Raw genomic sequence first — 13699 nt, 5'->3', positions numbered from 1 at the left:
TCGTCCCAGAAATAAAATCGGCGACCCCACGGTCGTAGTGTGTATGTCCATGAAGAGCTCCCTCCTGTCCCTGCCCGGCGCCGTTCCCGCCGAGGGCGTGGACGAAGGCGTCGCCGCCCACTACGGCGACCTGTTCCGTGAGCAGCGCGCCCTTGCCGACGGCATCGGCTTCGTGGACCTCTCGCACCGCGGAGTCGTCACCGTCACCGGCGACGACCGGCTGGCCTGGCTGCACCTGCTGCTCACCCAGCACGTCACCGACCTCCCGGTGGGCCGTGCCACCGAGGCGCTGATCCTCTCCGCGAACGGCCACATCGAGCACGCGCTGTACCTCGTGGACGACGGCACGACGGTGTGGATGCACACGGAACCCGGCACCCAGGAGGCGCTGATCGCCTACCTGGAGTCGATGAAGTTCTTCTACCGCGTCGAAGTCGCCGACCGCACCGCCGACTTCGCGGTCGTCGAACTCCCGGCCGGTTCGATCGCCGAGGTCCCCGAGGGCGTCGTCGTCCGCGAGACGCCGTACGGCCGTGATCTCTTCCTCCCGCGCGCGGACCTGGACGCGTACGCCGCAAAGGCCGGTCCCGCGGCCGGTCTCCTCGCCCACGAGGCCCTGCGCGTCGAGCAGCACCGGCCCCGCCTCGGCTTCGAGACGGACCACCGCACCATCCCGCACGAGCTGGGCTGGATCGGCACGGCGGTGCACCTCCAGAAGGGCTGCTACCGCGGTCAGGAGACGGTCGCCCGCGTCCAGAACCTGGGCAAGCCCCCGCGCCGGCTGGTCTTCCTCCACCTCGACGGCAGCGAGGTGCATCTGCCCCCGCACGGGACCGAGCTGCGCCTCGCGTCCGAGGACTCCGACGGCCGCAAGATCGGCTTCATCACGACGTCCGTACGCCATCACGAACTGGGCCCGATCGCCCTGGCGCTCGTGAAGCGCAACGTGCCGCTGGACGCCGCGCTGATGGCGGACTCGACGGCGGCGGCACAGGAGGTCGTGGTCGAGCCGTAGCACTCACGTCTCCGTGAGGGGCCACGTCTCCGTGAGGGACCGCGTCAACGGGACGGCTTCGGGACGGCTTCGGGAGGACTCCGGGGGGCTCACATCTCCAGGAGGACGGTGAACGGGCCGTCGTTCGTCAGTGAGACCCGCATCCGGGCGCCGAAGCGGCCCGTGGCCACCGTGGCACCCAGGGCGCGGAGTTGGGCGACGACCTCGTCGACGAGGGGCTCGGCCACATCGCCGGGGGCGGCGGCGTTCCAGGTGGGGCGGCGGCCCTTGCGGGCATCGCCGTACAGCGTGAACTGGCTGATGACGAGCAGCGGCGCGTCGATGTCGGAGCAGGACCGCTCGTCGGCCAGCATCCGAACGGACCAGAGTTTGCGCGCGAGTTGGGCCGCCTTCTCCTTGGTGTCCTCGTGCGTGACCCCGACCAGGACGCACAGTCCCTCGCCGCTGATCTCGCCGACCGTCTCGCCGTCCACGACGACGCTCGCGCCGTCCACCCTCTGCACCACCGCACGCATGCGGACCATGATGCCGTGTCACGCCGGTGTCACGAGCTGCGGGCCCTTCGCGTGATTTCTGAGGGTAACCAACCCGCCATCTGGGGCCGATCGGGTCACTCGGTCACATAGCGACCATCTGGGGTGGCACCATGCGGGGTGTTGCGGTGCACCCGCTGGGTTGACCGCGCCGGTCGAGGGGACGGTAGAGGCACATGAGCACATCGAGGACCGGGCAGCAGCCCGGGGCCGTGTCATTGACCCGCACGAGTGAACGGGCGGGGAGGATGACGGCCCGGCCACCGGTGCAGCGCACCGACAGCGGCCCGCGGGCCGCCGATCCGGCCCGGCCCGACGTCGCCTTGCTCCGGCTGCCCGAACTGCGGACGCTGCGCCGCGACGCGCAGCGGGACGAGGCCGACCTCAGTTATGTCCGGCGGCTGCTCCAGGGGCGCATCGACATCCTGCGGGCGGAGCTCGCGCGCCGCGGGGAGCGGCGGGTGCCCGGCGCGGTCTCAGGACCCCGGTCGCTGGTGGACGGCGGGAAGCCGTCCGTCGTCGAGCGGCTCTCCGAGATCCTGACGGACGCGCCGGCCCGGTACCGCTCCTCGGCCCGCCATGTGACGGTGGGCACGCCGCACGGCGAGGAGTACCGGGCACTGGCCGCCGACATGCTCGCCGAGGTGGAGCTGTCGGACCTGGACGCCCGGACGGACGAAGAGCTGATCGCGGGACTGGGACGCCTCGTCCGCTATGAGCAGCAGGTCTCCCGGCAGCGCCAGCAGCTTCAGCGCACGGCCGACGACTGCAGCACCGAGATCGCCCGCAGGTACCGTGAAGGCGAAGCACAAGTAGACGACCTGCTCATGTGACGTGGCGGCCCCGGCGATCCCGGGGCCGAGGGCGCGCCGGAATCCAGGAGGCGCACGCCCGCTCCACACCGGTGGGGGCGCGGTCCGGGACACGACCCGGCCGGCGCCTTCCGAGCGGGTCCCCGTTCCGGAAGGCCACCGCCGATGTCCGTCGCTCCCAGCACGCCCGAAGGTTCCCCCGCCCCCGACGACGCCTCCGGCATACCCGGCATACCCGTCACTCCGAGTGCACCCGGTACGCCCGGCACGACGGGCGGCACGGGCGGCACAGGCAGGACGGGAACGCCAGGTGCGGCCGGTACTGCCGCCGCATCCGCCGCATCCGGCACGCCCGGCGGACTCCCGGTCCTCGCCGAGGTCGTGCGGTCCGGCTTCGTCGAGGGCCGCCACCGCGGCAGCCTGGTCGTGCTCGCCGCCGACGGGACGGTCGAGCTGGCGCTCGGCGACGTGACGGCGCCGGTCTTCCCCCGCTCGTCGAACAAGCCCATGCAGGCCGCGGGCGTCCTGCGCGCGGGCCTGGATCTGGCGGGGGAGCGTCTCGCCCTCGCCGCCGCGAGCCACTCCGGGGAGACCTTCCACCGTGACCTGGTCCAGAAGATGCTCGTGGAGCACGGGCTGATCACCGAGCAGCTCCAGTGCCCGCCGGACCTGCCGCTGGACCCCGTCGAGGCCGAGACCTACCTCGCCTCCGGTGCCGTCCGCGACCGGGTCACCATGAACTGCTCCGGCAAGCACACGGCGATGCTCGCGGTGTGCGCGCTGCGCGGCTGGCCCACCGAGTCGTACCTCGATCCCGGGCACCCCCTCCAGCAGCTGATCCACTCCGTGGTCGAGGAGGCCGCCGGGGAGCCGGTCGCCGCGGTCGGCACGGACGGCTGCGGGGCGCCCCTGATGGCGATCACCCTCACCGGCCTCGCCCGCGCCTTCCGCTCCTTCGTCCTCGCGGCCCCCGGCTCCGCCGAACGCCGCGTCGCCGACGCCATGCGCGCCCACCCCGAGTACGTGGCCGGCACTCGGCGCCCCGACACCTGGCTGATGCGCGAGGTCCCGGGCGCCCTCTCCAAGATGGGCGCCGAGGCCGTCCAGGCGGTTGCCCTCCCCGACGGCCGCGCCCTCGCCTTCAAGATCGACGACGGCGGGGGCCGGGCACTGGGCCCCGTCCTGGCCCGCGCGCTGGGCCTGCTGGGCGTGGAAGCGCCGGTGGTGACCCGGATCGGCAGCGCACCTCTGCTGGGCGGCGGGCGCGCGGTGGGGGAGATCCGGGCGGCGTTCTGAGAGGGACGCCGTGGGCCGGAGCGTCCCGCGTAGGGGCACGGGGACTCGCGTGACCGGCCCTGCCGGCTCCCACCGGCCCGCGGAGAACGCCCCCGCGGTGGAGAACGCCCCCGCGGTGGAGAACGCCCCCGCGGTGGAGAACGCCCCCGCGGTGGAGAACGCCCCCGCGGTGGACGAACGTCCGTGGGCCCGTGGTCCCCGTGCGGAAGGGGCGGGACGGTCAGGAGGGGCGAGAGGGTCAGAAGGGCGTCAGGAGGGCGTCCGGAGGGGCGGCGCGGAAATCCCCGCGACACCCCGTCGGCGTACACCTAGCGTGGCCCCATGACCCCGCACGACGCCATCGACACGATCGACGTACGACCGATCACCACCCCCGACATCCCCGACTGGCTGCGCGCGCTGAAGACGGGGTTCCTGCGGGCGCCGACCGTGTCGGGGCAGGAGGCCGAGGCGCGGGCGCCGGGGCTCCTGCTGTCGAGGACGCTGGGCGCGTTCGACGGCAACCGCTGTGTCGCGACCTTCAGGTCGTTCCCGCAGGAGCTCACCGTGGTCGGCGGAGCGGCCGTCCCCGCGGACGCGATCTCCAACGTGACCGTCTCGCCCACGCACCGCCGCCGGGGCCTCCTCACCCGCATGATGGAGGCCGACCTGGCGGCGGCGAAGGAGCGGGGCGATGTCGTCGCGACGCTCATCGCCGCCGAGTACCCGATCTACGGCCGCTACGGCTTCGGCCCCGTCACCACCACCGCCGAGTGGACCATCGACGTACCGCGCACCGGTCTGGACCCCCGCTGGGCGGGCCCGGCCGACGGCGGCCGTATCGACCTCGTGGACCCCGAGGACGTCCGCAAGGCGGGTCCCGAGCTGCACGAACGGTTCCGGCGCGGCCGGCCCGGAGCGGTCAGCCGCGACGACCGCTGGTGGCAGATCAACACCGGTCTGCTGAATCTCGGGGGCGAACCCTGGAAGGAACCGTTCTACGCCGCGTACCGATCGGCGTCCGGCGAGGTGGAGGGCCTGGTCGCCTACGAGTCGGACGACAACTGGGGCGACGCCAACCAGCCCCGGAACACGGCCGAGGTGAACTGGCTGCTCGCGGTGACACCGGCGGCCGAGCGCGCCCTGTGGCGGTACCTCTGCTCGATCGACTGGATCACCCGGGTCAAGACCGGCCGACGTGCCCCCGACGACCTGCTGCCGCACTTCCTGCCGGACCCGCGCGCCGCCCGCATCACCACCCAGTCGGACTGGCTCTGGGTGCGGATCCTGGACGTCGTACGGGCTCTGGAGGCACGGACGTACGGGGCTGCCGGGACGCTCGTGCTGGAGGTGCTGGACGGGAGCGGGTCGGCCGGCGGCCGCTATCGGCTCCAGGCCGCCCCGGACGGTACGGCGACCTGCTCGCCCACCGCCGAGGAGGCCCAACTGACTCTGTCCGTGGCGGACCTGGCGACGTTGTGGCTCGGAGACGAGTCCGCGGTGCGGCTGGTGGCGCTGGGCCGGGTCCGGGAACGGCAAGAGGGCGCCGCCTCCGTTGCCGACGCCCTGCTGCGGACGTCCAGGCGACCGTGGTGCCCGGACATCTTCTGAACTGCTGCTGCCGGTCGGGTGGTTCTCCTTCCACGCGGGTGCCGAGTTCTGATCCGTAGCGATTCAGTTGTGGTGGTGCGGTGGTGCGGACCGACCGGGCTCCCGGCTCCCCTCCGGAGGGGAGCCCGGTCGGCCGGACTGGCGGACGGTGGCGTCCGGTCAGCCGGACTGGGCGAGCAGCATCACGAGGATCACGGCCCCGATGCCGCTGATCATGGTGTTCCTGGCCTTGAGCCCGACGGACAGCGCGACGAACGCGATGATGCCCATCGGCCCGTACTCCCACTGGATGAGTTGCTCGAATCCGATGGCAAGGGCGGCGACGGCGAGGGCGACGAGCGGCATGACGGTCCCTCCTTCGGGACGGGGAGGCGGACCCCCGCTGAGGACCGTCCGCCGACCACCTGCCGTGCAGGCGGGGCTTCGGCGGCCAACCCTCCGGAAGTTTGACCATGTTGTGCAAGTTGGCTACCAACTCATCCTTAGTTATCTCCGTGTTGGGGCGACTCATAACCACCTATCCGGCAACTGCCCAAAGATGGCGGGAAGTTGTAGTGTTCTGGTTGTGGAGCCGGAGCACGCCGCCGTCAACGGGCGGAACAGGTCACCACGGCCGCCGAGGTCACACCGCGAGGTGGCCGACGAGCTGCGCAGTCGGATCAGGTCCGGTCAGCTGCGGGCCGGCCAGCGCATGCCGACCCAGGCCAAGCTGGCCGACGAGTTCGGCGTCGAGCGCGGCGCGGTGCGCCAGGCGCTGCGCATCCTGCAGTCGGAGCACCTGCTCGTCAATGTGTCCAAGGGGAGCCCGGCGACGGTCGCGGACCAACCGGAAGGGGCTCTGACCGGGCCCGGAGCCGCACCCTTGCCCACGACGGTGGCGCTCGGCCCGCGCATAGCGGCCGCCTTCGCCGCTCCTCGTGTGGCGATAGACGCCCTCTGTCTCACGTCGGTCTCGCTGACCCTCGCCATGGGCGAGCCCCTGCGGCAGATTCACGCCGGGCGAATAAAACCGGCCAGGGTGGACGTCCGGGTGCTGCTCCCGAGCGGTGACATCGACCTGGCCTTCCCGGCACCGGTCGACGCGGGCTCCGACGGCCGGCTCCAGCGCGGCTGGCTGGCCAACCGCAACGCCCAGGGACAGGTGCTGCGGCACAACCTGCTGGCGCTGAGGGCCACGCACGGCATCGACGTGAACGTCACCTTCCGCGCGCTGCCCTTCACTCCGCCGGTGAAGTTGTACCTGCTCAACGAGGCGGAGGCGCTCTTCGCGTACTACACGCTCACGCGGCGGGGCGAGGAGATCGACCACGAATACCTGGAGATGTACGACGTCGAGGGCACGCAGTCGATGCTGTTTCCCTTCGGCCAGGGGGCGGGACTGCGGGACACCACGTTCGTGGAGCAGTCCCACCTCTGGTTCAACGCGCTGTGGGAGACCATCAGTTCGGAACTGCTGTTCACGAACTGATGGCCGGCCCGGCGACCATCAGGGCCAGTACCACGGCCCCTACCGAGCTGCACGTGGGGCTCTTCGCCTTGATCCCGATGGTGAGCAGCAGCAGTCCGACGATGCCCGCCGGTCCGTACTGCCATTGAACGAGTTGCTCGAAGCCGACGACGAAGACGGCGGAGAGGAGGGCGAGGGCGGGCATGGTGGTTCCTCCTGCTTCTTCAGTGACGTGCTCGGGGTGGCAGATGCCGCAGATGGTCGAGAGGAGGCAAAAGTTCCGCCATCTTGGCCAAGTTGGCAACCAACTATGCCTATGTTGTCCCCACTTGGTGACTGTCCATAAACAACTTTCAAACAACTCCCCGTAGATGGGGGAGAGTTGTACCGTTTGGTCGTGACTCAGGAGAACGTTGTGGTGAGTGACAGCGGCAGAAGGCTTTCGCCCCAGCAGGTCGCCGACGCCCTGCGGGAGCGCATCCGTTCCGGCGAGCTGAAGGCGGGCGACCGCCTGCCCACCCAGGCGGAGCTGGCCGACGAGTTCGGCGTCGAGCGCGGTGCGGTCCGGATGGCACTGCGCGCGCTCCAGGAGGACGGCCTTCTCAGCAACGTCAGCAAGGGCAGCCCGCCGCGGATCGCGACGACCTCCCCGAACAGGGAGGCGCCGCAGCCGACGATGGCCGGGCTGGCGCCGCGGCTGGCGGTCGCCTTCTCGGCGCCCCAGGTGCGTGTCGACGCCGCCTGCCTCACGGCGGAGACTTTGATGCTGGCCCTGGGCGAACCCGTCCGCATGATCCACGAGGGCCGCATTCGCCCGGAGTCGATCGATGTCCGGCTCCTGCTGCCCAGCCGGGAGATCAATCTGGCGTTCCCCATCTCCGTCGACGGCCGCAGCGACGACGACCCGGTCCACCGGCGCTGGTTGGAGCAGCGCAACGCCCAGGGGCACGTCCTGCGCCACAATCTCCAGTCCCTGCGCTCGTCCCACGGCATCGACGTCCGCGTGACCTTCCGGGCGCTCCCCTTCACCCCACCGGTGAAGCTTTACCTGCTCAACCAGTCGGAAGCGCTGATCGCGTACTACATGATCACCAGGCGCGAGGAGACCGTGGAGAGCGAAGTCCTGGACATGTTCGACGTCCTCGGCTCCGACTCCCTTCTCTTCTCCTTCGAGGAAGGGGCCGGCCAGCGGGACGCCGCCTTCGTGCAGGAATCGCAGAAGTGGTTCGACGCCCTCTGGGAAACCATCAGCACGGACCTGACACTCTCCTAGTGGCCTCTGATACGACTGATACGCCCCAGACTGAGCTGATGCCAGTTGAGACGGAATCCGTTCAAGAACTGATCACATCCGCCCGCTTCGTGGTCTTCGACTTCGATGGGCCGATCTGCCGACTGTTCGCGCAGTACACAGCGCAGCGCGTGGCAGGAGAGTTGGTCGAGTGGCTCGCGTTGCACGGGCTGAGAGAGCTTCTGACGGATGAGGAACGGCGCCATCCCGATCCCTGGTTGCTCCTGCGCGCCGTTGACCAGCGTCATCCGGACAGCGATCTGGTCGCCGAGTTGGAGGAGTGGCTCACCCGGCACGAACTCAAGGCTGTGCCTACCGCTTGGCCCACTGCCTACGCGGATCCCCTCATACGGACATGGAGCGCCGTCGGCGTGCGCCTCGCGATCGCGACCAACAACTCCGCGCTCGCGGTCCGCCGGTACCTGGACAGCCGCGATCTCCTGGCGTGCTTCGCTCCTAACATCTACGGCCGGACCCAGGATCTCGGCCTCCTGAAGCCTCATCCGCATTCGCTCAATCGTGCGCTGAACGCCCTGGGTGCCGCGCCCTCCGCCGCGCTCATGATCGGCGACACCCCGGCGGACCTGATCGCCTCCCGGGAGGCAGGGGTCCCGTTCTTGGGCTACGCCACCAACGTGGAGAAGGCCGATCTGCTGCGCAGTACCGGGGCGACCGCCGTGGTGAGCTCACTGTGGCCGCTGCTGCGTGTGCTGCGGGGGCAGATGTGAGGGAAGAGTTCGACGAGCGCGTTTCGTTTGTGAAGCGCGGGTGGGGGAAGTTGGTAGCCAACTGTATTGAGGTTGGCGGGCTTTGGCACCATCAGCGGGCGGCTGTCGATGAAGGCAACGGGAAGGCGCGGAGTTGTAGCGTCTCGTCATGATTCGGGAGAGCGTTGCAGTGAACGGCATCATCAGGCGAACTCACACCGAGATCGCCGACATCTTGCGAGACCGCGTCCGCACAGGACAGCTCAGGGTCGGAGACCGGCTGTCCACTCAGGCTGATCTGGCTCAGGAGTTCGGAGTGGAGCGCGGTACCGTGCGCCAGGCTCTGCGGATACTTCACAATGACGGGCTGCTCGTGAACGTCACGAAGGGCAGCCCACCCCGCATCGCTGAACCTCGGCCGTCGGGCCGCGAGCCGCAATCCACGATGGTCACGCTTGCGCCCATGCTTGCAGAGGCTTTCTCGGTGCCGCATGTGAGCGTTGACGTCATCTGCCTGACGTCCGAGACCCTGATGGTCGCCCTCAGTGCACCCCTGCAGCGGATTCACGCCGGTGAGATACGTCCCGAGTCGATAAGTCTCCGCGTCCTGCTGCCGAGCAGGAAGATCCAGCTGGCCTTCCCTGCCCCCCTGGACGGTTGGGGCCAAGACCGCGATCAGGACAACCAGGTTCGCCAGCACTGGCTGGCGCTGCGCAACTCGCAGGTGACGGTGGTCAAGCACAACCTCCTGGCCTTGCGGGACGCGTACGGGATCAGCGTCGATGTCACCTTTCGGGTCGTGCCGTTCACACCCCCGATGAAGCTCTACGTGCTGAACGGCACAGAGACGCTGGTGGGTTACTACTTGGTTGCCGAGCATGAGGAGCCGAAGGACGGCGGAGCGCTGGAGCTGCACGACGTGCGGGGCGTGGACTCGATTCTTCTCCCCTTCGACAGCAGGTCCTCACAACGCGACGCCGCCTTCGTGGAGCAGTCGGGCAAGTGGTTCGACTCCCTCTGGGAAACCATCTCCACGGAGCTGTCGCTCGCCTGACCGGCACGCGGAAGGGGCCGGCACGCTCACGCCCGGGCCATCAGCAGGACCAACAGCACGGCGCCGACTGACGCGCACGTCGAGTTGCGTGACTTCAGTCCAATCCCCAACAGGCACAAGCCCATGATTCCGATGGCGCCGAACTTCCACTGCACTATCTGCTCGAAGCCGATCACCAGGGCAGCTACGGTGAGCTCCAGCAAAGGTGTGATCTTCATCGGACCCCCTTGGGTTGTCGCCAACCTACCCGCCAATTGGACTGGTTGACTTAGATTGGTTGTGCCCTGCTGGATTGGCGTCCTAACTATCAGTCCAATGGGAAGTGTGATTTGTCTGAAAGTGGCGTGTCGCGTGGCCGTAGGCGGTAGGTTCGGCGTGTGACTGAGTCGCGAGGTTCGGAAAGCGGAGGTCGCGAGTTCGCTCGCGTGGAGACGGCTCTCCTGGAACAGCTGTCGAACGGGACGTACCACCCCGGGGGCCTGCTCCGGCCGCAGCGGGAGCTGGCGGCCGAGTTCGGGGTGTCCAGGGATACGGTGCAGCGAGTTCTGCGACAGCTGGCCAGGCAGGGTTGGATCGAGGCGCGGCAGGGCAGTGGGAGCCGGGTGCTGAAGGTGCCCGTCGGCCCGTCGGTGGAGGGGCGGTCCACGCGGCCCGGCCGGGCGTCGCTGCGTCCGCTGATCGATGCGGCGTTCGAACAGCCGACTGTGTCTCTGGACGTCTTCTCGCTCACCTCCGAGACCTTCTACAGCCATCTGAACGTCCAGATCGGCCGGATCAACGAGCGGGAGATAGTGCCGGAGCGGCTGACCGTTCGCCTGATGCTGCCGTCGGAAGACCAGACGCTCGCCTACCCCCGAGCCGTGGCCGCCGATGATCCCCGGATCTGGGAGCGCTGGCGGGACATGGCCCGGCGGCACTGCAACCAGTCCCGGGCATTGATCGGCGACCTGCGGGCCAAGGGGAAGGTGGATGCCGCACTGACGATCCGCCGGGTGCCGCTGACCCCTCAGTTCAAGCTGTACGTGCTGAACGACACCGAGATGCTGCATGGCCCGTACGAAGTGATCCGGCGCACGATCGCGTTGGAGGACGACGCACGGACCGAGATCGAGGCCTTGGATGTGCTCGGCTTGGGTTCGCCCCTCTCGTACCACCGGCGCGAGGACGAAGCCGACTCGCACGACACCACCTTCTTCGCCGGCCAGCAAGGCTGGTTCGAGTCGTGCTGGGAGGAGTTGGGCGTGGAGGAGGTCGGCGCCTGAGCGGCCAACAGCAAGGCACGAGAGATCGACCCCGGGCGAGAGCGTCCAGATAGTGACACGGTGTGACGCCGATCACGTGAAGGGCTACTCTGAGCGCTCATGTCGTCCCCTCTGCCTCGCAGGGCGCACCAGGCGCTGGTGCGCCGTCTCGCCGAGGCGCGTCGCCGCCGACCGGAGGGGGAGGTGGTTACCGGCCACCACAACAGCAATCACATCGTGCCGCTGGGGCAACCGCTGGCGTTCCTGTTGGGTATCGAATCCGGCCAGGTCCAAGCCAAGTTCCGCACCCCCTTCCGGACCGTCGAGGTCGTGCCCCGGATCTGGCGGCGTGAGTCGGAGGTGTTGAGGGTGGTGAGCAGGCGACTGAATGACGTGCCTCGCTGTCTTGCGGACTTCGGAGAATGGTCACTGCACGCCTATCTGGCGGGACACTCTCTGGCCGACCTGGTCCCGGTGGGGCCGATCGGCAGTCGGCGGCTGGCGGTGCTGGCGGAGTTCTTCGCGCGGCTGACCACCGTTCCGGAAGACGAACTGCCCGAGCTTCCGGCCGACTGGCCGAAGGACAGGGACAGCCGAGGGTTTCTGTGCTGGCTGGCCGACTTCGCGGAGCGGAGTGTGCACCGGGCCAACCGGCCTCGCTTCGGAGACCTCTTCGACGCGGTCGGCATCCCGCGCGATGCGGTGGACCGATTCCTACGCTCCGTACCGGAGCTCACGCCTCGTCCGTTTGCCCTGTTGCACACGGACGTCCACCGGGCCAACGTGGTGGTGACAGCCGGGGCGGAGGGCGAGCGTCTTTCGGTCATCGACTGGGAACTCGCGCTGTACGGAGATCCGTTGCATGACCTGGCTACCCATCTGGTGCGCATGGACTACGACAAGACGGAGCACGAGTTGATGGTCCGGCTGTGGGCGAAGGCGATGGAACGCGCAGATCACGCGGACATGACGCGGGGAGTCGACCGGGACCTGCGCGTGTACCTCTCCTTCGAATACGTTCAGTCGGTGTTCCCCGATGTGATGCGGGCCGCTCTGGCACTTTCCGATCACCCCGAGGAGCCGGAATTCGGCCATGCCGCGGAGCGGGTGTGCCGGGCCCTTGGCCGTGCGAGGGAGCCACTGGCGCTCGTGGACGACCCGTTGGACGAGAGGGCGGCGGTGCAGGCGCTGCGGGAGTGGCACGCCGCGGACATGGAGTGGCGGATGGAGCGGCATGAACGTTGACCTCGATGACATCAGAGACGTTCGGGAGCTGCTCGCGGACGTACGTTGTGTCCTCTTCGACTTCGACGGGCCCATCTGCAGGCTCTTCCCACAGGGTTCGTCGATGCGCGTGGCCGACGAACTCCGGGCCCGCGTCGACGGTGAGGATCTGGTCGACGTACTGACGCAGCGGGAGCGTGCGGACAAGGATCCTCATGTCGTACTGCGGGCGATGCACCGTGCGCGGGGGCAGAGGGATCTAGGGCACCTGGTCGCGGAGCTCGAAGCGTTGGTGACCGCAGGGGAGGTGGAGGCGGCCCGGCGAGCATGGCGTACCCCGGGCGCCGACTCACTGGTGCGACTGCTGGCCGAGCGCGGCTACCGGTTGGCCGTCGTCACCAACAACTCGCCCCGGGCCGTCGATTCCTACCTGCAGTCCCACGGCCTGGCGAAGTACTTCGCGAGCGTCCACGGCCGTACCGCCAGCCCCGAATTGATGAAACCGCATCCCGACGTCGTCATCCGCGCACTGCGGAGCCTGAACACGGCGGCGGCGGACGCGGTGATGATCGGCGACACCCCGTCCGACGTAGAGGCGGCGCACAGGGCCGGAGTCCGCTTCATCGGATACGGCCGGAACTCGGAGAAGAGGGCAAGGCTGCGGGAGGCCGGAGCCAAGCCGGTGTTCACCTCGTATGTTCCGTTGCTCGATCGGATGTAGCGGCTGTGGTGTCGCTCGCGACACACAGGGCGCAGGAGCCGTTGGGGTTGCAGGTTGGAAGCCGCGATGGCGGCGGAGCTACGCTTCACGACCATGAGCAGCGGCAACGCGGGACTGCGTGAACGCAAGAAGCAGCGGATGTACCAGGCCGTCTCCGACATCGCCATCGGTCTCTTCCTGGAGAAGGGGTTCGACGCCGTGTCCGTCGCCGAGGTCGCGGCCGCCGCCGAGATCTCCAAGCCGACGCTCTTCCGGTACTTCCCCTCCAAGGAGGACCTGGTCCTGCACCGGTTCGCGGACCACGAGACGGAGGCCGCGCGGGTCGTCGAGGAGGGGCGGGCGGCCGGGAGGTCCGCGATCGGCGCGCTCCGCGAGCACTTCCTGGACGGGCTGCGGCGCGACGATCCCGTCACCGGGCTCAACGAACATCCCGCCGTCCTGGCATTCCAGCGGCTGCTGTACGGGACGCCGTCGCTGGTGGCGCGGCTGTACGGGTACCTGGAGCGGTCCGAGGCCGCGCTCGCCGAGGCCCTCGCCGAGCCGCTGGGAGACCCGCTCGACGCGCGGCTCGCCGCCGGACAGATCACCGCCGTGCGCCGCATCCTCGCCGAGGAGAACGTGCGGCGGATCACGGCGGGCGAGCGCGCGGCGGACGTGCGTCGCGACGCCGTGGTGGCGGCCGAGCGGGCCTTCGCGCAGCTGGCGGCGGGGTTTCCGGGGCTTGCCTGAGGGCTGGGTGAGACGGGTATCCGCGCCTCCGACCTGATC

16 protein-coding genes are annotated in these 13699 nt (G+C 69.3%); 12 read left to right on the top strand and 4 right to left on the bottom strand.

Annotated elements, in window-relative coordinates:
• Positions 1–49: 49 nt before the first annotated feature.
• A complete protein-coding gene (locus OG788_RS21920) occupies positions 50–1015 on the top strand; it encodes a folate-binding protein (protein WP_351537062.1) in 966 nt (321 codons plus the stop codon).
• An 89-nt stretch (positions 1016–1104) separates the two neighbouring features.
• On the opposite strand, the gene dtd is transcribed toward OG788_RS21920, so the two are convergent.
• A complete protein-coding gene (gene dtd / locus OG788_RS21915) occupies positions 1105–1530 on the bottom strand; it encodes a D-aminoacyl-tRNA deacylase (RefSeq protein WP_261702074.1) in 426 nt (141 codons plus the stop codon).
• Positions 1531–1724: 194 nt separating this feature from the next.
• On the opposite strand from dtd, the gene OG788_RS21910 reads away from it, so the two are divergent.
• The 3 genes from OG788_RS21910 to OG788_RS21900 all read left to right on the top strand — a co-directional run bounded on the left by OG788_RS21910 (position 1725) and on the right by OG788_RS21900 (position 5246).
• Positions 1725–2381, top strand: coding sequence for an AmfC protein (locus OG788_RS21910; RefSeq protein ID WP_406372915.1), 657 nt, complete (start codon positions 1725–1727; stop codon positions 2379–2381).
• Positions 2382–2525: 144 nt separating this feature from the next.
• Entirely contained in the window at positions 2526–3656 is a 1131-nt protein-coding gene (locus OG788_RS21905) for an asparaginase (protein WP_406372913.1), read from the top strand.
• A 321-nt stretch (positions 3657–3977) separates the two neighbouring features.
• Complete coding sequence (locus OG788_RS21900; protein WP_406372911.1) at positions 3978–5246, top strand: GNAT family N-acetyltransferase; 1269 nt, start codon at positions 3978–3980, stop codon at positions 5244–5246.
• 159 nt (positions 5247–5405) lie between these two features.
• On the opposite strand, the gene OG788_RS21895 is transcribed toward OG788_RS21900, so the two are convergent.
• Positions 5406–5591, bottom strand: a complete 186-nt coding sequence (locus tag OG788_RS21895) for a hypothetical protein (RefSeq protein ID WP_266760158.1) — start codon at positions 5589–5591, stop codon at positions 5406–5408.
• A gap of 214 nt (positions 5592–5805) precedes the next feature.
• On the opposite strand from OG788_RS21895, the gene OG788_RS21890 reads away from it, so the two are divergent.
• The gene (locus OG788_RS21890; RefSeq protein ID WP_406376814.1) at positions 5806–6714 is read left to right on the top strand and encodes a FadR/GntR family transcriptional regulator; all 909 of its coding nucleotides are present in this window, start codon (positions 5806–5808) and stop codon (positions 6712–6714) included.
• Here the strand turns inward: OG788_RS21890 and OG788_RS21885 are convergent.
• Entirely contained in the window at positions 6704–6898 is a 195-nt protein-coding gene (locus tag OG788_RS21885; protein ID WP_356756800.1) for a hypothetical protein, read from the bottom strand. The genes OG788_RS21890 and OG788_RS21885 overlap by 11 nt on opposite strands.
• Before the next feature lie 186 nt (positions 6899–7084).
• On the opposite strand from OG788_RS21885, the gene OG788_RS21880 reads away from it, so the two are divergent.
• The 3 genes from OG788_RS21880 (at position 7085) to OG788_RS21870 (ending at position 9745) form a co-directional block, all read left to right on the top strand.
• Positions 7085–7966, top strand: coding sequence for a GntR family transcriptional regulator (locus OG788_RS21880; protein WP_406372909.1), 882 nt, complete (start codon positions 7085–7087; stop codon positions 7964–7966).
• A gap of 38 nt (positions 7967–8004) precedes the next feature.
• Complete coding sequence (locus tag OG788_RS21875) at positions 8005–8712, top strand: HAD family hydrolase (RefSeq protein ID WP_406372907.1); 708 nt, start codon at positions 8005–8007, stop codon at positions 8710–8712.
• A 169-nt stretch (positions 8713–8881) separates the two neighbouring features.
• A complete protein-coding gene (locus OG788_RS21870; RefSeq protein ID WP_406372905.1) occupies positions 8882–9745 on the top strand; it encodes a GntR family transcriptional regulator in 864 nt (287 codons plus the stop codon).
• Positions 9746–9771: 26 nt separating this feature from the next.
• Here OG788_RS21870 and OG788_RS21865 read toward each other — a convergent pair whose 3' ends face one another.
• Complete coding sequence (locus OG788_RS21865; RefSeq protein WP_356464185.1) at positions 9772–9963, bottom strand: hypothetical protein; 192 nt, start codon at positions 9961–9963, stop codon at positions 9772–9774.
• A gap of 159 nt (positions 9964–10122) precedes the next feature.
• Between OG788_RS21865 and OG788_RS21860 the strand changes: the two genes are divergently transcribed.
• The 4 genes from OG788_RS21860 to OG788_RS21845 all read left to right on the top strand — a co-directional run bounded on the left by OG788_RS21860 (position 10123) and on the right by OG788_RS21845 (position 13660).
• Entirely contained in the window at positions 10123–11007 is an 885-nt protein-coding gene (locus tag OG788_RS21860) for a GntR family transcriptional regulator (protein ID WP_406372903.1), read from the top strand.
• A gap of 138 nt (positions 11008–11145) precedes the next feature.
• The gene (locus OG788_RS21855) at positions 11146–12231 is read left to right on the top strand and encodes a phosphotransferase family protein (RefSeq protein WP_406372901.1); all 1086 of its coding nucleotides are present in this window, start codon (positions 11146–11148) and stop codon (positions 12229–12231) included.
• Positions 12221–12931, top strand: a complete 711-nt coding sequence (locus OG788_RS21850) for an HAD family hydrolase (protein WP_406372899.1) — start codon at positions 12221–12223, stop codon at positions 12929–12931. Before OG788_RS21855 ends, OG788_RS21850 begins: the two co-directional genes overlap by 11 nt.
• Positions 12932–13024: 93 nt before the next feature.
• Complete coding sequence (locus OG788_RS21845; RefSeq protein ID WP_406372897.1) at positions 13025–13660, top strand: TetR family transcriptional regulator; 636 nt, start codon at positions 13025–13027, stop codon at positions 13658–13660.
• The last annotated feature ends 39 nt before the right edge of the window (positions 13661–13699 follow it).

It is taken from the genome of Streptomyces sp. NBC_00647, from assembly GCF_045207245.1.
Classification (GTDB): Bacteria; Actinomycetota; Actinomycetes; order Streptomycetales; family Streptomycetaceae; genus Streptomyces.
This window is presented reverse-complemented; position numbering and strand designations above follow the sequence as displayed.